We start from the raw sequence: 18,124 nt of genomic DNA, 5'->3' as shown, positions 1-18,124 counted from the left end.
AAAAAGTTCGTGAAAATCCCGTCATCCGGCCCCTTCGGGGCAGCCGCGAAAGGGCCGGCACGACGCGTGCTCAGCTGCCTGTGCCCTGCCCGATCAGCACCCCGTCGACCTGCTGGCCGTACAGGTTGACGCCGTCGTTGGCATGGAACTTCAGCCGTGTCTTTTCGACGGAACCCTCCACCAGGCGAGGGTCCTGGGGGCGCTCGTGGCGGTTGACCCAGGCAGCCACATCCCACGCCTGCTGATCGCTCAGGCTGCCCGGCTTACCCAGTGGCATGTTGTACTTGATGAACGAGGCTGCGGTATTGATCCGGTGCATGCCGGCGCCCCAGTTGTAGGAGTCCTTGCCCCAGAGCGGTGGCATCACATAGTCACCGGCTACCTTCTGCCCCTCGCCGTTGTCACCGTGACAGATAGCGCACTGATCACGGTAGACCTGCTGGCCGCGCTTGAAGTCGTAGCCACCTTTTGGCTGTGGCACCTCGGGGTAACCGCGACCGGCGATTTCCACGCCGGTGGGCGCCTGGGTCGAAAGCCAGTATGAATACACAGCCAGCGCCGTCATCTGCGGGCTGTCAGCGGCGGGCGGCTTGCCGTTCATGCTGAACTGGAAGCAGCCCTGGATACGCTCGGCGAAGGTGTTCACCTTGTCGTTCTTCTTGCGGTAGGCCGGGTACATCGGGTAAGCGCCCCACAACGGCGCGGAATGCGCCAGGCGGCCCTGATCGAGGTGGCAGTTGCTGCAGTTCATGCCATTGCCCACCGCCTCGGGCATCAACCGGCGGGTGTCGACGAACAGTGCGTGCCCCTCACGGACCATCTTGCCGAAGGCATTGTCCGGCAGCGCGCTTTCGGCTGGCGGTGCGAACCGTGGCGCCGCCTGGGCATCGGGGACTTTCAGCTGCGACTGGTCTTCCATGGCGATGGGGGCCTGGCTGGCAAAGGCACTGCCCGTGGCCAGCAGCAGCAAGGTTGGCAACAGGGTTTTCATGGCTTGGCCTCCGGGCTGGCGGGGTGGGCGAAGTACTCGGCAATTGCCTTGACCTCGGCGTCAGTCATGGCCTTGGCCACGTCTGCCATCAGCTGATTGGGGTCGTTGCTGCGGCTGCCGTCGCGCCAGCCGTTGAGCTGCGCCATCAGGTACGCCGCAGGCTGCCCGGCCAGCGGCGGGAAGTGCTCGCCTACCCCGCTGCCACCTGGGCCATGGCATTGCACGCAGCCGGGTATCTGCCGGCTCCAGTCGCCGTACAGGGCCAGGCGTTCGGTGGGGTTGGTCGCGATCTGCTGGCGACGCCAGTCCGGGGCAGGATCACTTGGCAGCGCGGCCAGGTACTGACTGACGGCCTCGATCTCATCGAGACTCAGGGCCTTGGCCAACGGCGCCATGACCGGCTGCTGGCGGCTGCCACTGCGCCAGTCGTGCAGCTGTTTGCTCAGGTAACCGGCCGGCAGGCCAGCCAGGCGGGGGAACCCTGCGGCGGCCATGCCCTTGCCGTCCGGGCCATGGCAGCCCAGGCAGGCCATGGCGGCGGGGTTGGCCCCGCCCTGGGTAAAGACTTTCTGGCCATCGGCGGCATGCGCCGCGGGCCAGGCCAGGATCAGCAGGCTGCCGATCACGACGCGACTCAACGGTGTCATCACGAATCTCCATTTCTTTTGTTATAAGCTTAGGCTTAAAAAACATAAGCAAATGGATACTAGCCCTGTAAGGGAATTCGCAACAACGCCCCAGCCGATCACCGGCTGGCAAATGGCCTGCTATGCGCCGATCCGTTGAGCCAGATCAACTCCCCGAGATGCACTGGGTCGTGGCCTCGCGCACATCACCCGGGCGCAGCGGGAAGTTGTTCAGGCGCTCATGCAGCTTGATGCTGCTGCCGCTGCCCCGCTTGTGGATGTCGAGCAAGGCTGCCGGCCCGGAACCTGCCGTAAGCTTTTGCGGCACGATCAGACGCAGGCCGTCGTCGCGCTGCTCCTCTACCAGAGGGTCACGGCTCTTGGCCAGGTGCGCCTTGATGCAATCGGCATATTCGCGCGGCGTCTTGCCGGACATCACATCCATGGTTTCATGGGATTGCTCAAGTTCCGACACACTGACACACCCTCCCAGCGCCAGGAACAACGCCGCCACCATCCACTTCATTTGCCGCACCTCGAATGACAAGAGAGCGTAGGACAACAGCGAGGCGGTTTTGCTCCCCGCTTTGGCCGTTTTATCCGCCAGCGGCCATCAGGCGCGGCAGCGCAAGCCGACATCGTGGTATCGTTCGCCTTTGCAGAACCAATCCTTGCGGAGCACCCCATGAAATTCGTACACCAGCGCGAGCACCTGAACGAGGACGACATCGTCGTCATCGAGTGCTCCCAGCGCTGCAACATCCGCCTGATGAACGACGCCAACTTCCGCAGCTTCAAGAACGGCGGCCGGCACACCTACCATGGTGGCCACTTCGATCGCTTCCCGGCCAAGATCACCGTGCCCAGCACCGGTTTCTGGAACATCACCATCGATACGGTGACCACCCGGCCGATCTCGGTCACGCGCAAGCCGACCCTGACCCACAAGATCAAGATCATCCGCCGCTCGTCGTCGAAACTCGGATAAGGCCCACCATGACCCAGAACATCAAATACGTCATCAAGTACAAGCTCGACGGCCAGCGCCGCTGGGACTTCGCGGTGATGGCCGACGCCTCGCACGAACAGGCCATGCAAGCCCTGCGCAAGATCCACGGCGAAGACGCCGAAAAGATCAGCGACATCCAGGTGAGCAAAGCACTGTAAGGCAGCGGCGACAAGGAGAAGCGCATGAGCAACTGGCCCGACCGTCGTATCCTCGATCTGCTGGGCATCGAGTTGCCCATTCTTCAAGCGCCGATGGCCGGTGCCACGGGTTCGGCCATGGCCATTGCCGTGGCCCGGGCTGGTGGCCTGGGTGCCCTGCCCTGCGCCATGCTCACGGGCGAGCAGGTGCGTAGCGAAATCGAGGCCTTCCGCACGGCCTGCCCTGGGCAGCCGCTGAACCTGAACTTCTTCTGCCACCAGCCGCCAGCGTCGGACCCCGAGCGCGACGCCCGCTGGAAACAGGCCCTCAAAGCGTACTACAGCGAAGTCGGTGCCGACTTCGATGCGCCTACGCCTGTTTCCAATCGCGCCCCCTTCGATGAACAGAGCTGCCTGCTGGTCGAGCAACTGCGCCCGGAGGTGGTGAGTTTCCACTTCGGCTTGCCGCACTCGGCACTGCTGCAGCGGGTCAAGGCCACGGGTGCCAAGGTGCTGTCCAGCGCCACCACGGTGGAAGAAGCGCAGTGGCTCGAAGCCAATGGCTGCGATGCGATCATCGCCATGGGCTATGAAGCCGGCGGCCATCGCGGCATGTTCCTCAGCGACGATATCACCAGCCAGATCGGCACCTTCGCCCTGGTGCCGCAGGTTGCCGATGCCGTGCGCCTGCCGGTGATCGCTGCCGGCGGCATTGGCGACCACCGCGGCCTGGTGGCAGCCCTGGCATTGGGCGCCAGCGCGGTGCAGATCGGCACCGCCTACCTGTTCTGCCCGGAGGCCAAGGTCTCCCCTGCCCACCGCCGCGCACTGGACAGCGCAGCGGCCAGCGACACCGCGTTGACCAACCTGTTCACCGGGCGCCCGGCACGTGGCATCAACAACCGCATCATGCGAGAGCTGGGGCCGATGAGCGAACTGGCGCCGCGCTTCCCGCTGGCCGGAGGTGCATTGATGCCACTGCGGGCGATTACCGATGCGCAAGGCAACAGCGATTTCAGCAACCTGTGGTCAGGGCAGGCGCTGCGCCTGGGCAGGCACATGCCGGCCGAGCAGCTGACCCGGCAGATTGCTGGCAAGGCCTTGGCGCAGATCCAGCAGTAGGTGTTGACTCCGTGCCCGCGAACAGGCTGGCACGGACAGCCGAAATTCTCCCAGGCTATAACCCTTCCTCCAGCCCCTTCCCGGCAAATGGTCTATCGCTATATAGTTCACACCATAACGATGACCATCCCAAGGAACTGTCTTCATGCGTATCCGCCTGTCCCACTTGGCCGCCACCAGCCTGGCCAGCCTGGTCACACTCAACAGCGCCTGGGCCGACGAGGTGCAGGTAGCTGTCGCGGCGAACTTCACCGCGCCGATCCAGGCCATCGCCAAGGACTTCGAAAAAGACACCGGCCACACGCTGGTCGCTGCCTATGGCGCCACCGGCCAGTTCTATGCGCAGATCAAGAATGGCGCGCCATTCGAAGTGTTCCTCGCGGCCGATGACAGCACCCCGAAGAAGCTGGAAGAAGAGCAGCAAATCGTCCCGGGCTCGCGCTTCACCTACGCCACCGGCACCCTGGCCCTGTGGTCGGCCAAGCCGGGCTACGTGGATGACAAAGGTGAGGTACTGAAGAACAACCAGTTCCAGCACCTGGCCATCGCCAACCCGAAAGCCGCCCCTTACGGCCTGGCGGCCACTCAGGTGCTGGACAAGCTGAAGTTGACCGAGGCCACCAAGGCCAAGATCGTCGAAGGCCAGAACATCACCCAGGCCTACCAGTTCGTCTCCACCGGCAACGCCGAACTGGGCTTCGTCGCCCTGTCGCAGATCTACAAGGACGGCAAGGTGGCAAGCGGTTCGGCCTGGATCGTCCCGGCCAACCTGCACGAGCCTATCCTGCAGGACGCGGTCATCCTCAACAAAGGCAAGGACAACCCGGCTGCCAAAGCCCTGGTCGACTACCTCAAAGGCCCGAAAGCCGCTGCGCTGATCAAGTCCTACGGTTATGAAATCTGATGCCGCTGGACGCCAGTGACTTCGGCGCGGTCTGGCTGACCCTCAAACTGGCCAGCCTGACCACGCTGATCCTGCTGATCGTCGGGACGCCCATCGCCTGGTGGCTGGCGCGCACGCGCTCGTGGCTGCGCGGGCCGGTGGGCGCGGTGGTGGCGCTGCCCCTGGTGCTGCCGCCAACGGTCATCGGCTTCTACATGCTGATCGCCCTCGGCCCGCATGGCTGGCTCGGCCAGGCTACCCAGGCATTGGGCCTGGGTACCGTGGTGTTCAGCTTCAGCGGCCTGGTGATCGGCTCGACGGTATACTCCATGCCTTTCGTGGTGCAGCCGCTGCAAAATGCCTTCAGCGCCATCGGCCAGCGCCCGCTGGAAGTGGCCGCGACCCTGCGCGCCAGCCCTTGGGATACCTTCGTCCATGTGGTGCTGCCGCTGGCGCGTCCCGGCTTCATCACCGCCAGCATCCTCGGGTTTGCTCATACCGTGGGCGAGTTCGGCGTGGTGCTGATGATCGGTGGCAACATCCCTGACAAGACCCGCGTGGTTTCGGTGCAGATATTCGATCACGTCGAGGCCATGGAATATTCGCAAGCCCACTGGCTGGCCGGTGCCATGCTGGTGTTCTCGTTCCTGGTACTGCTCCTGCTCTACACCGGGCGCCGTAGCAAGGCTGGCTGGAGCTGAAATGAGCGGATCGATTGTGGCGCGGCTGAAGCTGGCGCGTGACGACTTCACCCTGGACGTCGACCTGGACCTGCCCGGCCGCGGCATCAGCGCGCTGTTCGGCCACTCGGGCTCAGGCAAGACATCATGCCTGCGCTGCCTGGCCGGGCTCGAGCGGGCAGCCAGTGCCTACATCGAGGTCAACGGCGAGGTATGGGAAGACAGCGCCCGCAACCACTTATTGCCTGCGCACCTGCGCCCGGTGGGCTATGTGTTCCAGGAGGCCAGCCTGTTCCCGCATCTGTCGGTGCGCGGCAACCTGGAATTCGGCTGGCGGCGCATCGCCCCTGCCGAGCGCAGGGTCAGCCTGGAACAGGCCCGCGAGTTGCTGGGCATTGGCCACCTGCTCGAACGCAAGCCGGCCACCTTGTCAGGTGGCGAGGCGCAACGGGTCGGCATTGCCCGCGCCCTGCTGAGCAGCCCGCGGCTGCTGCTGATGGACGAACCGCTGGCCGCACTCGACGGGCCACGCAAGCGCGAAATCCTGCCATACCTGGAACGCCTGCACGACGAGCTGGACATCCCGCTGGTCTACGTCAGTCATGCCCAGGACGAAGTGGCGCGCCTGGCCGACCACCTGGTGCTGCTGGAACAAGGCCGGGCCATGGCCAGCGGGCCGATCGGCGAGACCTTGGCCCGCCTCGACCTGTCACTGGCCCAGGGCGAGGATGCCGGGGTGGTCTTCGAGGGCATCGTGGTCGGCCACGATCCGCACTACGGCCTGCTCGACCTGCGCCTGCCCGGCCATGAAGCGCCGCTGCTGCGTATCGCCCACCCGGCGCACAGCATGGGCAGCACGTTGCGGATCAAGGTCCAGGCCAGGGATGTGAGCCTGGCACTGCGCGCCGACAGCACCTCGAGCATTCTCAACCGGCTAGCGGTGCGGGTGCGCGAAACGCGCCCGGCAGACAACCCGGCGCATGTGCTGGTGAGCCTGGACGCCGGCGGCAATGCCCTGCTGGCGCGCATCACCCGGTTCTCGGCGGACCAGCTCGGCCTGCACACCGGCCAGGCGCTGTTCGCGCAGATCAAGTCGGTGGCACTGCTGGGTTGAGCATCATCGAAGCGGCCGTTGTCCATTGATCAGTGACCTGATCGAGGCCCGCCGCCGATGCTCGACTGCCCCCTGCCACCCAACCTGCACTATGTCGACGACAGCCAGCCGGGCCTGACCCGGCGCCGCTGGCGCGACCGTTTCATTTACCTCGATGCCCAGGGGCAGCGCATCCGCGACCAACAAACCCTGGCCCGCATCGCCGCCCTGGTGATCCCACCGGCCTACACCGATGTATGGATCTGCGCCGACCCGCAAGGTCACCTGCAGGCCACCGGCCGCGATGCCCGCGGCCGCAAGCAATACCGCTACCACGCCCAGTGGCGCGAACTGCGCGACCAGCACAAGTACGGGCGCATGCTGGCCTTTGCCCAGGCCCTGCCGAAACTGCGCGCACAACTGGAAACGCACCTGGCCCGGCCGGGCCTGGACCGGGAAAAGGTCATGGCGCTGGTGGTGAGCCTGCTCGATCACACGCTGATCCGCATCGGCAACGAGCGCTACCTGCGCGACAACCAGTCCTACGGCCTGACCACCCTGCGCAATCGCCACGTTCAGGTGCAGGGCAGCACCGTACGCTTCCAGTTCCGCGGCAAGCGTGGTGTCGAGCACAATGTCACGCTGCGCGACCGGCGCCTGGCCAACCTGCTCAAGCGCTGCATGGAACTGCCCGGGCAGGCGCTGTTCCAGTATCTGGACGAGAACGGCCAGCGGCACAGCATCGGCTCCAGCGAGGTCAACCAGTTTCTGCAGCAACTCACTGGCGCCGACTTCACCGCCAAGGACTACCGCACCTGGGCCGGCAGCAGCCTGGCGCTGAGCCTGCTGCGGCCATTGGCTTGGGAGCCGGAGAGTGAAGCCAAGCGCCAGGTCGCGGCCATCGTCAAGCAGGTGGCCGCACGCCTGGGCAATACCCCGGCAGTGTGCAGGCGCTGCTATATCCACCCGGCCGTACTCGAACACTACGCCCTCGGGCGCCTCGCCGACCTGCCTGAGCGCCGCGTGCGCAAGGGGCTGGATGCTGAAGAAGTGGCCTTGCTGCTGTTTCTTCAAGCACTGGAAACACAAGACGATGATTGAGCCGAACTATCCAGCCCATCATGCAGAGAAATTTCCCATAAAGCCCGAAGCCCCCTATTCTTGCCGTCGAGCACCTCGCCGACCTGCTTTGCAGCATTTTCTTCGGCACCTGCAACTAAAGACACGCAACAGAATTTGTCTTCCGGGGAATTACTATCCGCCGAAAGCGTCTTTAATGAGAAGGAAGAGGGACCAGCTCCCACCGTTGCGGTCCAATGGCCCGACGGATTTCGACATTACCAAGGAGAACTACATGCTGATACTCACCCGTAAGGTTGGCGAAAGTATCGTCATCAACGATGACATCAAAGTCACCATTCTGGGCGTTAAAGGGATGCAGGTGAGGATTGGCATCGATGCACCAAAAGATGTCCAGGTGCACCGGGAAGAGATCTTCAAGCGCATCCAGGCCGGCAGCCCGGCGCCGGAAAAGCACGACGACCAACACTGACCCGAGCCTCGTTTCAAGCCGCACGGACGCGCTTGACCGACTGGCACAAGCCACAACCTGAACCTCAGGTGCCGAGCAGCTCGCGCACCTTGGCGATCATCTTGTCCATGTCGAACGGCTTGTCGAAGACCGCAGCGAACAGCCTTGGGTCGGCCTTGCTGGCCTGCGCGCCGCTCATGAGAATCACCGGCAAGTCATTGAGCCCCAGTTCGTCGCGGATGGCCCGCGCCAGTTCCCCGCCGTCGAGCACTGGCATCATGTAGTCGGTGATCACCAGCTCCACGCGCTTTTCCTGCAACGCCTCCAGCGCCTTGCGCCCATTGCTCGCCTTTTCCACCAGAAAACCTTCGTCCTCCAGGGCAAAGCCGAGGATATCGGCGATCAGGTACTCGTCATCGACGATCAGGATGGTGTTCATCGGCAGGCTCCGTCAGCCAGCCCCTTGTGCGACCGGCGTACCCGAAAGCACGCCTGTGGCACCTTCGAACGCCTTGCGCAGGTCGATACCTTGCGGGCCGATGCGCAGTTCGTGCAGCGCCGGGTCGTGGTGGCTGTCGCGCACCTTCAGGATCGACAACATGCGCCGCAGCTGGGAATCCAGCTCGACGAAGCGCATCAGCATCAGGTTGTCGACGATGCTCGACAGGTCCGGCGCCGGGGCGGTGATTTCCGAACCGAAAATATCACGCATCTCCCAGGTGAGCATGACGCTGACATCCCGCGCCCGCAACTCACCTGCCAAAGCCCGGAAGAACGCATTGAGCCGCGCCGGGTCGACCGCCAGGCGGCTGAACGCGCCCAGGCTGTCGATCAACACACGCTTGCTGCCGTGCTGCTCGACTTGCCTGAGCAGACGAGCCCCCACCTGGTCCAGCAGGCCTTCGGTGGTCGGCTGCCAGCACAGGTGCAAGGCGCCGGAACGCTCGAGGGCGGCAAAGTCGTAGCCCAGCGCCGCAGCCTTCAGGCGTAGACGGGCAGGCGTTTCGTAAAAACCGAAGTGCAGTGCCGGCTGCTCCACGCTGCCTGCGGCCAGAAAAGCCAGGCCAATCGAGGTTTTGCCAATCCCCGAGGGCCCCATCAGCAGGCTGACCGAGCCCAGCGTCAGCCCCCCGCCCAGCATTTCGTCCAACGTCTCGACACCTGTGGACACCCGGCTCAAGGAGGCGGAGCCCAGCTGGCTGGGGTGGCTGTAAAGCGATTCCAGGCGCGGGTAGACGTGCAACCCGGCTTCATCGATCAGGCACTCGTGGCGGCCGGACAACGCCCCGCTGCCCCGCGTCTTGCGCAACTGCACGTGGCGCACGGCGCGGCTACCGACCAATTGCTCACCCAACTCGATCACGCCATCGACCATGGTGTGCTCCGGGCTGTTGTCATCCAGCCGGGCACTGGTCAGCAGCAACACGGTACAGCCGGCGAAAGCCGCGTGCCCTTGCAGCTCCGAGACGAACTTCTTGGTATCCAGCGCCGTTTCCGCACGCACCCGGGCATTGAGCACGCCATCGACGATCAGCAGGCTCGCCTGCTGCTTGCCGATTTCCTGGCGCAGCAACCGGACCACCGCATCGAGCCCCTCCTGTTCAAGGGTGTCGAAGGCACTGACGTACTGGATCTGGTCACCCACCATGCCTGGGTCGAAGAATTCGAGCGTCGCCAGGTACTGGAACAAGCGCTCATGGGACTCGCTGAGCAACGTCGCCACCAGCACCTTGCCGCCGCCCCGCACGTGGCCGCAGGCCAACTGGTTGGCCAGGATGGTCTTGCCCGCACCGGGCGGGCCCTGAACGATGTAGGAAGCGCCCGCAACCAGGCCGCCCTTGAGCAAGGCATCGAGCCCTTCGATCCCCGTGACCAGCCGTTTGAGTGCTTGAACCATGGTGGCTACCTGTCGGATTGTGCCCGCGCATCGGGCTGATAGGCCGGCAGATACAGGCGCATGCACGTGCCCTGGCCGAGCGTGCTGTCGACACGGATGGCGCCATTGCTCTGCTTGGCAAAACCGTAGACCTGGCTGAGGCCAAGGCCGGTGCCCTTGCCGAAAGCCTTGGTGGTGAAGAACGGCTCGAAGATACGCGGCAGCACCAGCGGGTCGATACCCTCCCCCGTGTCATTCACTTCGAAGCACACGAACGTGCCATGCAGCCCTTCGACTTCCCCTGCCAGTTCGACCGTGAGCACCGCCAGGTCGATCGTGCCCCGCTCGCCGATCGCATCGCGCGCATTGAACAGCAGATTGAGCAGCACCATCTGCAGCTGGCCGGCATCCACTTCAATCAGTGGCAGATCGGGCTGCAGGTATTCTTGCAACGCGATCTCACGCGGCAGCGCATGCTCCAGCAGGCCACGGGTGGAATCCAGCAGCTTGGCCGGGGCGATCAGTGACACATCGAGTTGCCGGTGGCGGGCGAAACTGAGCAGCTGCTGGGTCAGCTCGGTGCCGCGCTGCCCGGCATCGAGGATATGTTCGAGCATGCGTTGCACCCGCGCCGGGTCCTGGCTGGCCTGGGCCAGGCGCGCCGAGCTGATGATGATGGTCAGCAGGTTGTTGAAGTCGTGCGCCAGGCCGCCAGTAAGCTGGCCCAGCGCTTCGAGCTTCTGCGCCTGGAACAACTGGGCCCGCACGGCGTCGAGCTGCAGCGCCGATTCGCGCCGGTCGGTGATATCACGGGTGACCTTGGCCAGGCCGATGATCTGCCCCTGCTCGTCGCGGATGACATCGAGCGCAGCCAAGGCCCAGAATTGCGTGCCGTCCTTGCGCACGCGCCAGCCCTCGTCCTGCGCCACGCCCTGTTCCAGGGCCATTTTCAGCAGGCGCTCCGGGCGCCCTTCGGCACAATCCTGAGGCGTGAAGAACAGCGAGAAATGCCGGCCTATGACTTCTTCGGCGCGGTAACCCTTGATCCGCTGGGCGCCGGCATTCCAGGACACCACATGGCCGGTGGGGTCGAGCATGTAGATGGCGTAATCCACCACTGATTGCACCAGTTGCTCATAGCGGCTGGCGGGCATGACCGGGTGATCGATACAGTCGGCTGAAACCATGCATACTCCACAGGCACAGCAGGGGGGCCTGATTAGCTTAGCCAAGCGTACCCTTCTGCAACAGCGCGCGCTGTAACAGATTATCAGCGCTCGGGTTCGACCATGACCAGGCTGATGCGCCTCGGCATCGCCACTTTCAACAGCCACAGGCCCACCAGCAGGATCAGGCCGCCACCTGCCAACGCCATCAGGCGCTGCGGTTGCTGCTGCTCGCCATCGAACCCCAATAGCAGAAGGTAGCTACCGAGGGTGATCAGGCTGAGGTACAGAAAAGCGCCCAGCAGCAACACCTGCGCGAACAGCAGGCGCCAGAACAACCGGGGACGAACAGCACGCCCGGGAAGAACCGAAGGAGTGGCCTGGGACATGGCGTCACACTCATTGGATCCAATGAAGTGGGCAACAGTGGCGTAATGACAGCAAGGTGTCAATTGCCCTTTCGATCGACCCCCTCATTCCTTTGATCATAGGCGCTGCGTTTGACTCAACTATAACAATGGGTTATAAAGCGCACTTGATTGTCAGGCCCTTCTGCCTAGAAGCGCGCCGGTCGCCACGACCCTTTCAAGCGTGCGAGTGTGGTGGAATTGGTATACACAGCAGACTTAAAATCTGTCGGCGTGAGCCTTGCGGGTTCGAGTCCCGCCACTCGCACCAAACTCCTTTGAAAAGGCGCCCTTGCGGCGCCTTTTTGCTGCACGGCAGCAATCCCCTGGGCAACTGCTAGAGTGGAGTTTGTCCCCCTTCACCGGTATGCCGCCATGCGCTACTCCCTGTTCGATGGTCAACGCGACATCATGCTGCTGATCGCTCGCGTGCTGCTCATGATCCTTTTCCTGCTGTCCGGTTGGGCCAAGCTCACAGGCTTTGAAGGCACGGTCGGCTACATGACCTCGCTGGGCGCCCCTGCCCCGATGCTCGCGGCAGCGATTGCAGTGTTCATGGAGTTCATCGTCGGCATCCTGCTGATCCTGGGCTTCTACACCCGTCCGTTGGCCTTCCTGTTTGCCCTGTTCGTGCTGGGCACCGGGCTGCTGGGTCATCCCTTCTGGAACATGATCGACCCGGAGCGCGCCGCGAACATGACTCAGTTCCTGAAAAACCTCAGCATCTGCGGCGGCCTGCTGGCACTGGCAGTCAGCGGCCCAGGGCGCTACTCGGTCGACGGGCGCTGATTCAGTCGTCCAGGTCGTCGTGCCAGGCTGGGTGATCGCACGCTTCGTCATCGAGGTCATCCAGCAGCGCCTCGTCTTCCTCGACTTCGTCCTCGGCGCCTTGAGCGTCCGCTTCAGGGTCGTAGTCTTCATAGAGGAATTCGTGATCGAGCAGATGATCATGTTCGGGTTCGTGCAGGTCGTCTTCGTCGCGCATGGTGGCTCCTGGAATGCTGGCACGCCTTATAGGCGCATCGTTCGCCGTGGTCAATGGCGCGCCATTAATGCTGACTTAATCAGCGGGCCTCAGCTTGAAACCTCTCCCTTCAAAACGTTCGTTGCCCGCCTCGATGGCGGGCTTTTTTATGCGCACCGGGAATCGACACACCGCCAACGTGAACTTCACGAGTTTATGACAACCACTTTGACAATCTGACTCTGCTCCGTACTTTCTTTGGACCCGCCACTGGTTGGCGGGTTTTTCTTTTTCCGGGTATGTGAAATGCGTACCGAAAGTAGTCGCATCACTTGGCTGACCGCAGCAGTCGAAACCAGAAACGCCCGATAAAGATGAGGGAAGCCCGCCATTGAGCCGGGCTTTTACAGAGCTGCCAGCTGCAGGTCTGTGCCATTTGCTTACCCGTCATTTCGCTGTACACGCTTGCGGGGGTTGAAAAAAGGCCACCCGAATGTACTGTATATCCATACAGTCATCGTGACTTCCAAATCATCCGCCTGCGCATTCACGAGTGCCCAGCCGGATGCGGAGGAACGCATCACGGTTGGATGGCAATCGTGCCAGGCCAATGATTTTATCGTCAGGAGTATTTATGACCGTAAATATCAGTAATCTAACGATCACTACCCCCGTAGCCGTCTCTTCAACGAACCCCGTCGCGCTTGAACTCAACGGTGCTGTCGCCATCGCCGAGTTCCCGAGCGTGGTCAAAGTGCTCAGCGACGGGTCCGTCCAGTTCACAGCACCGACCAAAGGCGCTTCGAGCAAGAGCACCCACAGAACCCGTTGCGAGTGGTCAGAGACCCAGAACTGGACGCTGGCCAGCGCCCCAGACCACTGGAATCGCCAGACAATGACGTTGACCAAGGTCAACTCGGCGCAAAAGGTCGTCATCAGCCAGATGCACGTCAGGGGGGACGACAGCCCGCCAGTGAAGGTGTTCTGGAACAAGGGCAACATCACCATCGGCTTCCGGACGTCTTACAACCAGACCAACCCGGTGAACAGCACCCTCCTGCTGGGCGTGCCGCTCGGCACGAAATTCGACGTGATCATCCACGCCACCTCTGCCGGCATGGTCAAGGTGACCGCCAGGTGCAACGGCGTCTCCAAGTCATCGAGCGAACTGCAACTCGATGATACCTGGGACAGCCACTTGTTCGAGTTCCATGGTGGGGTCTACAACCAGGTCGACTACACCGACACCACGCCGGCCGATGATGGTTCAGTGTGCATCATCAGCGACCTTTCGCTGAGCCATGGCTAAATGCCGGGCAAAATGAAAAACCCCGCAGATTTTCATCTGCGGGGTTTTCGAAGAGTGGAGGCCGAGGTCGGAATCGAACCGGCGTAGACGGATTTGCAATCCGACCCAAGAATCGCCGCCTCATGCAGCCTAAACGACAAAATTAGTTCCAAAACGAATCGAGTTTGGCCGGGCTGTAACCCGCATTCTACAAGGGTCGCCGGAGAAGTTTTGGAACCGAAATTTCTGTTGCTTGGTACGTTAGCTTTCCCGAGCAATGCAGCGGCTACCGCCCACATTTTGAAGATTGCGGGACTGGCATCAATCGAAGATGATGGCGCTTAGCCAATGTCAGCTTGGTATCGTACGATGGATCGAAATGAGTTGTCGCGCCGCGCGCTCTTGCTCTTGGCAGTGGGCCTAATTTGCGACCAAGCAGCTGCGCGGGGTGGTGGACGAGGTGGCGGCAGGGGCGGATGGCGAGGCGGACGGGGCGGACGGGGCGGACGAGGCAATGGCGCAGGTGGACTCGTCATCTTCCTGTTTATTGCTATCGTTTGGGGCGGACTGTGGGCATTCGGCAAACTCTTTGGCCGTAAGCCTGACACCGTCGTTGGCAAAACGTCTTTACCTAGTTCGGCGGCATTACCAGGAACTACACCTCGCGAGCTCGCGCCCAGCAACCCTGCTAGACCTCCCCGCGAAAAATGGAGTGAACTTGGCCTTTGCCCTCGCTGCGGCAGTTCGATGCGCTTAAAGACTGCAAAAACAGGGCGATATGCAGGTCGCAGCTTCATGGGCTGTTCAACATATCCGCGCTGTAGAGGCATTCGAAACACATGACGACTGACCAGGTTTGAGTTAGCCCAATCTAACTACCAGTAATGCAGCAGTAGTGTGGAAAATCGACCTCAGGCCGCGCCAGCAGCGGCCTATGCGTCGAACCTATCTAATATGCATGGGCGAGTTTGGGCGACTTTCGCCCAGTAAAACCGAGAAGCTTTCGAGCGGTATTAGACAGCCTATGCCCCCACCCCGGCGTCCTGCCGATCACGATCCGTCCTGGCTCGTCACCTTCGCTGCCTTTTGGAAAACTCGTCACTGGACAAGCCGGATTATTAACCTGATCGATTGCTAGCCAGCCCACGCCCCTACCGAGGCTACGAGCGGCAAAAATGGTCAGCCTCGACCGACCGTTTTCGACCCATAGCTGCCGGTCAGATACCGACGAATTCAGCCAGACGCGATTATTGAAATGCTGAGCCTGTACAGTTGAGGTCCTTGGAACCGAGGCATGATTGAACGTACCTATCAATGACTAGCCCAACGTCACTATGGCTGTTCTATCAGCACCATAGGATTTTAGCGGCCCGCTTTCTCATCACATTCAAGAAAACCGTTTTCGATAGTCACTCGGACCGACCCCGAGACGACGCGTGAAGGCCCTTCTAAAACCATCGGTATTGGCATACCCCACGGTGTCGGCTAGGCGCTTGAGGGACACATCTGAATCCTCGATTAAGCGCCTGGCGGCATCGATGCGCGCCAGCTCCACGAACTCGGCCGGTGTCGAGCCGGCTTCGGCCTTGAAGGTCCGAGCAAAGTTACGCTCGCTCATGCCGGCGCGGGTAGCGAGAGCAGGGACGCTGAGGTCGGCCTTCAAATGCTGCAACACGTAATCCTGCACTGCCCTGATCACGCTGCGTTCAGCAGTTTGGGCTGCCAACTGCGCGCTGAACTGCGATTGCCCGCCTGGTCGTTTACAGAACATTACCATCTCTCGCGCCACTTTCAGCGCCAGCTCCCTGCCGTGATCCTCTTCTACCAGTGCCAAAGCTAAGTCCATACCCGCGGTGACACCAGCCGAAGTGTAGAGGTTGCCGTCCTTGATAAAAATGCTATCAGCGTCGACTTCGGTCTGCGGGTGCTCTTTGGCGAGTCTGGCGCTGGAATTCCAGTGGGTCGTGACGCGACGTCCGTCAAGCAGGCCGGCGGCGGCCAACAGGAAGGCGCCGCTGCAAACCGAGCCGATGCGGCGCACCTTCATAGCTTGTGCGCGCAGCCACTGCTGCAAGGCAGGGTTGAGCGCGATCTCGTCGATCTGCGGACCTCCGGCCACGAGCAAGGTATCGATCCTGCCTTTATAGGTTTCGAAGGTCTCGTCGATGGCGAGCTTCAAACCGCTTGAGCCTTTGATCATGCCTTTTTCGGTGCCGATCACTTCGACTCGGTAGGCCCGCGGGTTGCCCAATTGCTTAGCCGCCTCGGCGAAGACATCAGCTGGACCGACCACATCCAGCAGTTGAACGCGGGGGAAGGCAAGGAAGGCGATGCGCATGGTGTCTGTCCTCGTCGAATCATTGGCTGAAAATGTCGTAATGCTACTGTTTCAGCCAGTTTCTGTTTGGCTGAAAATAGCCTCCACAGCAAATTCAGTCAAACGGGAGACTCCCATGAACGCTCCATCCACACCCAACATTACTGGGGCTCAATCTGTAACCACCAGCACGACTTCCATCAAAAACTTGCCCATCAATTTGTTTGGCTCAGTTATGGGACTAGCTGGTCTGAGTATGGCCTGGCGATTGAGTGGCCAGTACTTGGGTATCGGCGGCGAGCTGGGTGAGGCGATAGGCGCGTTTGCCGGCCTGATCTTCGTTCTGCTGACCCTCGGCTACCTGACTAAATGGTTCAAACATCCCGAAGCGGTACGGGGCGAATTTAATCACCCGGTTGCCAGCAACTTTTTCGGCACTGTCACCATCGCGTTGTTGTTGCTTTCCGCTGTGGTGGCGCCTCACAGCTCGCTGGTCGGCGAAGCATTGTGGGTAGTGGGCAGCGTATTGACCGTATTGCTCGCCGTGCTGGTGGTTTCGCGCCTGCTGTCGGGCGCGCAGGACACGTTGAATGCAGTGCCGGTCTGGTTAATCCCGGGCGTTGCGACGCTTGATATCGCGGTCACCGGTGCGCACATGCCTATGGTTTGGGCTGCCGAGTTCAATCTGTTTGCACTGGCCGTGGGTGCGGTGCTGGCATTGGTTTTCTACACTCGGATTTTCTCGCGCCTTGTCCACAAGGCTCCCCTGGCCAAAGGCATGGTGCCTTCGCTGATGATCCTGATTGCGCCGTTTGAAGTCGGTTTCCTGGCGTACACCAATGTGTTTGGCGAGATCGACCGGTTTGCCAGCGTGCTGTTCTACTTCGGCTTATTCCTGTTCGTGGTGCTGAGCTTCAAAGTATTCCGTCGCGATGTGCCTTTTGCTCCTTCGTGGTGGGCAATCAGCTTTCCCATCGCGGCCCTGAGCAATGCTGCTCTGAAATACGCACATGCCCAGAACAACACTGTGCTGATGGCCATCGCCGTACTGATTTTGCTGTTCCTCACCGTGGCACTGAGCGTGCTGACTGTGAAAACACTGTCCAGCCTGGTGCGTGGCAAACTGTTAGCCAACTGACGTTTCATCTCCGTTAACCTCTCCTTTGGCGAGCCCTCGTGGCTCGCCTTTTTTCTGCCCTGAAAGGTCTCGACCCATGACTAACACCACCTCCTGGTTACTGCTGATCGGTGCCGGGTTCCTGGAGATCGCCTTTGCGGTTGGACTCAAATCCGCCAATGGCATGGAGCGGCCTTGGTTGCTCGCCGGCACCTTCGTGGCGTTGGCCGGCAGCTTGTCTTTACTGACGATGGCGCTGCGGGTCCTGCCAGTCGGCACCGCCTATGCGGTGTGGACCGGCATCGGCGCCGCAGGCACGGCCATCGTTGGCATGTATTGGTTAGGTGACGGGGTTTCGTTCTGGAGGTTCTTCTGGATTGGCGCGATTCTGGTGAGTGTCGCCGGGCTACACTGGTGGGCCTAATCAGGTCGAATCAACTTTCATTTTTTATGAGAAAGGAAAGTAATCGATTTTCAAATGCCAGCAGCGATGCGTACTTTAAGCAGAAAGCTTTGTGTCGATTTCCGTCTGTAACAACGGGCAGCTAAGGGTCGATGGCGGCATGTCACGTACGGCAGCTTTCGGTCCAGGCTGTGTGAAAACGCAAGTAAGTACGTCGAGTAGCGAAAGAAGCTGGGGCAGCCTGTTAATTCAGCAGATGTAGGTGCAGATTTACTTCAGTCGGGTATCAGGTGCGGCTTGTGCTATCTGGGTCTCGGCAGCGGCCCAGATAGCCGTATACGGACGTAAAGAAACGCTTGGACTCATGTCCTGATCGCTTCAATCAGTCCAGCGATGCCAAAGATGCTCATCATTCGTTTGAGGTTGTAAGCCAGCACGTGAAGGCTCATTTCGGTGCTTACCCTCGGTAGGGTTTTGGTCAGGAAGTGAGTGCTTCCCATCCAGTATTTGAGCG

The 18,124-nt window shown here is 61.5% G+C and carries 22 protein-coding genes, 1 tRNA gene and 2 pseudogenes; 14 read left to right on the top strand and 11 right to left on the bottom strand.

Annotated elements, in window-relative coordinates; genetic code table 11:
- Nucleotides 1–70: 70 nt before the first annotated feature.
- From L6D64_RS26080 to L6D64_RS26070, 3 genes are all read right to left on the bottom strand, one after another.
- Complete coding sequence (locus L6D64_RS26080) at nucleotides 71–991, bottom strand: c-type cytochrome (protein WP_176509519.1); 921 nt, start codon at nucleotides 989–991, stop codon at nucleotides 71–73.
- Entirely contained in the window at nucleotides 988–1,638 is a 651-nt protein-coding gene (locus tag L6D64_RS26075) for a c-type cytochrome (protein ID WP_176509520.1), read from the bottom strand. The genes L6D64_RS26080 and L6D64_RS26075 overlap by 4 nt, the downstream gene beginning before the upstream one ends.
- Before the next feature lie 145 nt (nucleotides 1,639–1,783).
- Entirely contained in the window at nucleotides 1,784–2,143 is a 360-nt protein-coding gene (locus L6D64_RS26070) for a hypothetical protein (RefSeq protein ID WP_176509521.1), read from the bottom strand.
- A 159-nt stretch (nucleotides 2,144–2,302) separates the two neighbouring features.
- On the opposite strand from L6D64_RS26070, the gene L6D64_RS26065 reads away from it, so the two are divergent.
- The 8 genes from L6D64_RS26065 (at nucleotide 2,303) to csrA (ending at nucleotide 8,093) form a co-directional block, all read left to right on the top strand.
- Nucleotides 2,303–2,605, top strand: a complete 303-nt coding sequence (locus L6D64_RS26065) for a DUF1883 domain-containing protein (protein WP_054884946.1) — start codon at nucleotides 2,303–2,305, stop codon at nucleotides 2,603–2,605.
- A gap of 8 nt (nucleotides 2,606–2,613) precedes the next feature.
- Complete coding sequence (locus tag L6D64_RS26060; RefSeq protein ID WP_176509522.1) at nucleotides 2,614–2,784, top strand: hypothetical protein; 171 nt, start codon at nucleotides 2,614–2,616, stop codon at nucleotides 2,782–2,784.
- A 24-nt stretch (nucleotides 2,785–2,808) separates the two neighbouring features.
- The gene (locus L6D64_RS26055) at nucleotides 2,809–3,885 is read left to right on the top strand and encodes an NAD(P)H-dependent flavin oxidoreductase (RefSeq protein WP_176509523.1); all 1,077 of its coding nucleotides are present in this window, start codon (nucleotides 2,809–2,811) and stop codon (nucleotides 3,883–3,885) included.
- Nucleotides 3,886–4,030: 145 nt separating this feature from the next.
- Nucleotides 4,031–4,789 (top strand): molybdate ABC transporter substrate-binding protein, encoded by a 759-nt coding sequence (modA, locus tag L6D64_RS26050; protein ID WP_176509524.1) that lies wholly within the window; start codon nucleotides 4,031–4,033, stop codon nucleotides 4,787–4,789.
- Nucleotides 4,789–5,469: a molybdate ABC transporter permease subunit gene (modB, locus tag L6D64_RS26045; protein ID WP_176509525.1), complete on the top strand. Its 681-nt coding sequence runs from the start codon at nucleotides 4,789–4,791 to the stop codon at nucleotides 5,467–5,469. Before modA ends, modB begins: the two co-directional genes overlap by 1 nt.
- 1 nt (nucleotide 5,470) lies before the next feature.
- A complete protein-coding gene (gene modC / locus L6D64_RS26040; RefSeq protein WP_176509526.1) occupies nucleotides 5,471–6,562 on the top strand; it encodes a molybdenum ABC transporter ATP-binding protein in 1,092 nt (363 codons plus the stop codon).
- 57 nt (nucleotides 6,563–6,619) lie between these two features.
- Nucleotides 6,620–7,642 carry a DNA topoisomerase IB gene (locus L6D64_RS26035; protein ID WP_176509527.1) on the top strand — a complete coding sequence of 341 codons (1,023 nt, stop codon included), beginning with the start codon at nucleotides 6,620–6,622 and terminating at the stop codon, nucleotides 7,640–7,642.
- Between the two features lie 253 nt (nucleotides 7,643–7,895).
- The gene (gene csrA, locus L6D64_RS26030; RefSeq protein ID WP_012315047.1) at nucleotides 7,896–8,093 is read left to right on the top strand and encodes a carbon storage regulator CsrA; all 198 of its coding nucleotides are present in this window, start codon (nucleotides 7,896–7,898) and stop codon (nucleotides 8,091–8,093) included.
- 64 nt (nucleotides 8,094–8,157) lie between these two features.
- Here csrA and L6D64_RS26025 read toward each other — a convergent pair whose 3' ends face one another.
- The 5 genes and pseudogenes from L6D64_RS26025 to L6D64_RS26010 form a co-directional block, all read right to left on the bottom strand.
- On the bottom strand, nucleotides 8,158–8,511 hold the full coding sequence (locus tag L6D64_RS26025) for a response regulator (protein ID WP_054884940.1): 354 nt from the start codon (nucleotides 8,509–8,511) through the stop codon (nucleotides 8,158–8,160).
- A 12-nt stretch (nucleotides 8,512–8,523) separates the two neighbouring features.
- The gene (locus L6D64_RS26020; RefSeq protein WP_176509528.1) at nucleotides 8,524–9,969 is read right to left on the bottom strand and encodes an ATPase domain-containing protein; all 1,446 of its coding nucleotides are present in this window, start codon (nucleotides 9,967–9,969) and stop codon (nucleotides 8,524–8,526) included.
- A 5-nt stretch (nucleotides 9,970–9,974) separates the two neighbouring features.
- Nucleotides 9,975–10,478, bottom strand: coding sequence for a two-component system sensor histidine kinase NtrB (locus L6D64_RS28670; RefSeq protein ID WP_437182026.1), 504 nt, complete (start codon nucleotides 10,476–10,478; stop codon nucleotides 9,975–9,977).
- A 21-nt stretch (nucleotides 10,479–10,499) separates the two neighbouring features.
- A pseudogene (locus L6D64_RS28665) lies at nucleotides 10,500–11,102 on the bottom strand (PAS domain S-box protein); the annotation flags it as partial.
- A 116-nt stretch (nucleotides 11,103–11,218) separates the two neighbouring features.
- Nucleotides 11,219–11,503, bottom strand: a complete 285-nt coding sequence (locus L6D64_RS26010) for a hypothetical protein (protein WP_176509530.1) — start codon at nucleotides 11,501–11,503, stop codon at nucleotides 11,219–11,221.
- 204 nt (nucleotides 11,504–11,707) lie between these two features.
- Between L6D64_RS26010 and L6D64_RS26005 the strand changes: the two genes are divergently transcribed.
- A tRNA-Leu gene (locus tag L6D64_RS26005) sits at nucleotides 11,708–11,792 on the top strand.
- A 104-nt stretch (nucleotides 11,793–11,896) separates the two neighbouring features.
- A complete protein-coding gene (locus L6D64_RS26000; protein WP_176509531.1) occupies nucleotides 11,897–12,310 on the top strand; it encodes a DoxX family protein in 414 nt (137 codons plus the stop codon).
- A 1-nt stretch (nucleotide 12,311) separates the two neighbouring features.
- Here the strand turns inward: L6D64_RS26000 and L6D64_RS25995 are convergent, their stop codons facing one another.
- On the bottom strand, nucleotides 12,312–12,506 hold the full coding sequence (locus tag L6D64_RS25995; protein WP_176509532.1) for a hypothetical protein: 195 nt from the start codon (nucleotides 12,504–12,506) through the stop codon (nucleotides 12,312–12,314).
- Nucleotides 12,507–13,119: 613 nt separating this feature from the next.
- Between L6D64_RS25995 and L6D64_RS25990 the strand changes: the two genes are divergently transcribed.
- Nucleotides 13,120–13,794 carry a polysaccharide lyase family 7 protein gene (locus L6D64_RS25990; protein ID WP_176509533.1) on the top strand — a complete coding sequence of 225 codons (675 nt, stop codon included), beginning with the start codon at nucleotides 13,120–13,122 and terminating at the stop codon, nucleotides 13,792–13,794.
- 327 nt (nucleotides 13,795–14,121) lie between these two features.
- Nucleotides 14,122–14,616 carry a topoisomerase DNA-binding C4 zinc finger domain-containing protein gene (locus tag L6D64_RS28325; RefSeq protein ID WP_176509534.1) on the top strand — a complete coding sequence of 165 codons (495 nt, stop codon included), beginning with the start codon at nucleotides 14,122–14,124 and terminating at the stop codon, nucleotides 14,614–14,616.
- A 544-nt stretch (nucleotides 14,617–15,160) separates the two neighbouring features.
- Here the strand turns inward: L6D64_RS28325 and L6D64_RS25980 are convergent.
- Entirely contained in the window at nucleotides 15,161–16,111 is a 951-nt protein-coding gene (locus tag L6D64_RS25980) for a GlxA family transcriptional regulator (RefSeq protein ID WP_176509535.1), read from the bottom strand.
- Nucleotides 16,112–16,226: 115 nt separating this feature from the next.
- Between L6D64_RS25980 and L6D64_RS25975 the strand changes: the two genes are divergently transcribed.
- Entirely contained in the window at nucleotides 16,227–17,228 is a 1,002-nt protein-coding gene (locus L6D64_RS25975; protein ID WP_176509536.1) for an SLAC1 anion channel family protein, read from the top strand.
- 76 nt (nucleotides 17,229–17,304) lie between these two features.
- Nucleotides 17,305–17,631 (top strand): DMT family transporter, encoded by a 327-nt coding sequence (locus L6D64_RS25970; protein WP_176509537.1) that lies wholly within the window; start codon nucleotides 17,305–17,307, stop codon nucleotides 17,629–17,631.
- Between the two features lie 341 nt (nucleotides 17,632–17,972).
- On the opposite strand, the pseudogene L6D64_RS25965 reads toward L6D64_RS25970, so the two are convergent.
- Nucleotides 17,973–18,124: pseudogene (locus L6D64_RS25965) on the bottom strand (IS5/IS1182 family transposase); the annotation flags it as partial.

It is taken from the genome of Pseudomonas urethralis (assembly GCF_021602465.1).
In the GTDB taxonomy this organism is placed as follows: Bacteria; Pseudomonadota; Gammaproteobacteria; order Pseudomonadales; family Pseudomonadaceae; genus Aquipseudomonas; species Aquipseudomonas vlassakiae.
Note: the sequence above shows the minus strand (reverse complement) of the source record. Positions and strands in the feature narration are given on the sequence as shown.

Excerpts from the sequence above, each read along its gene's own strand:
- L6D64_RS26080 (WP_176509519.1), bottom strand. The coding sequence starts at position 991 with ATGAAAACCCTGTTGCCAACCTTGCTGCTGCTGGCCACGGGCAGTGCC.
- L6D64_RS26075 (WP_176509520.1), bottom strand. The coding sequence starts at position 1,638 with ATGACACCGTTGAGTCGCGTCGTGATCGGCAGCCTGCTGATCCTGGCC.
- L6D64_RS26070 (WP_176509521.1), bottom strand. The coding sequence starts at position 2,143 with ATGAAGTGGATGGTGGCGGCGTTGTTCCTGGCGCTGGGAGGGTGTGTC.
- L6D64_RS26065 (WP_054884946.1), top strand. The coding sequence starts at position 2,303 with ATGAAATTCGTACACCAGCGCGAGCACCTGAACGAGGACGACATCGTC.
- L6D64_RS26060 (WP_176509522.1), top strand. The coding sequence starts at position 2,614 with ATGACCCAGAACATCAAATACGTCATCAAGTACAAGCTCGACGGCCAG.
- L6D64_RS26055 (WP_176509523.1), top strand. The coding sequence starts at position 2,809 with ATGAGCAACTGGCCCGACCGTCGTATCCTCGATCTGCTGGGCATCGAG.
- modA (WP_176509524.1), top strand. The coding sequence starts at position 4,031 with ATGCGTATCCGCCTGTCCCACTTGGCCGCCACCAGCCTGGCCAGCCTG.
- modB (WP_176509525.1), top strand. The coding sequence starts at position 4,789 with ATGCCGCTGGACGCCAGTGACTTCGGCGCGGTCTGGCTGACCCTCAAA.
- modC (WP_176509526.1), top strand. The coding sequence starts at position 5,471 with ATGAGCGGATCGATTGTGGCGCGGCTGAAGCTGGCGCGTGACGACTTC.
- L6D64_RS26035 (WP_176509527.1), top strand. The coding sequence starts at position 6,620 with ATGCTCGACTGCCCCCTGCCACCCAACCTGCACTATGTCGACGACAGC.
- csrA (WP_012315047.1), top strand. The coding sequence starts at position 7,896 with ATGCTGATACTCACCCGTAAGGTTGGCGAAAGTATCGTCATCAACGAT.
- L6D64_RS26025 (WP_054884940.1), bottom strand. The coding sequence starts at position 8,511 with ATGAACACCATCCTGATCGTCGATGACGAGTACCTGATCGCCGATATC.
- L6D64_RS26020 (WP_176509528.1), bottom strand. The coding sequence starts at position 9,969 with ATGGTTCAAGCACTCAAACGGCTGGTCACGGGGATCGAAGGGCTCGAT.
- L6D64_RS26010 (WP_176509530.1), bottom strand. The coding sequence starts at position 11,503 with ATGTCCCAGGCCACTCCTTCGGTTCTTCCCGGGCGTGCTGTTCGTCCC.
- L6D64_RS26000 (WP_176509531.1), top strand. The coding sequence starts at position 11,897 with ATGCGCTACTCCCTGTTCGATGGTCAACGCGACATCATGCTGCTGATC.
- L6D64_RS25995 (WP_176509532.1), bottom strand. The coding sequence starts at position 12,506 with ATGCGCGACGAAGACGACCTGCACGAACCCGAACATGATCATCTGCTC.
- L6D64_RS25990 (WP_176509533.1), top strand. The coding sequence starts at position 13,120 with ATGACCGTAAATATCAGTAATCTAACGATCACTACCCCCGTAGCCGTC.
- L6D64_RS28325 (WP_176509534.1), top strand. The coding sequence starts at position 14,122 with ATGTCAGCTTGGTATCGTACGATGGATCGAAATGAGTTGTCGCGCCGC.
- L6D64_RS25980 (WP_176509535.1), bottom strand. The coding sequence starts at position 16,111 with ATGCGCATCGCCTTCCTTGCCTTCCCCCGCGTTCAACTGCTGGATGTG.
- L6D64_RS25975 (WP_176509536.1), top strand. The coding sequence starts at position 16,227 with ATGAACGCTCCATCCACACCCAACATTACTGGGGCTCAATCTGTAACC.
- L6D64_RS25970 (WP_176509537.1), top strand. The coding sequence starts at position 17,305 with ATGACTAACACCACCTCCTGGTTACTGCTGATCGGTGCCGGGTTCCTG.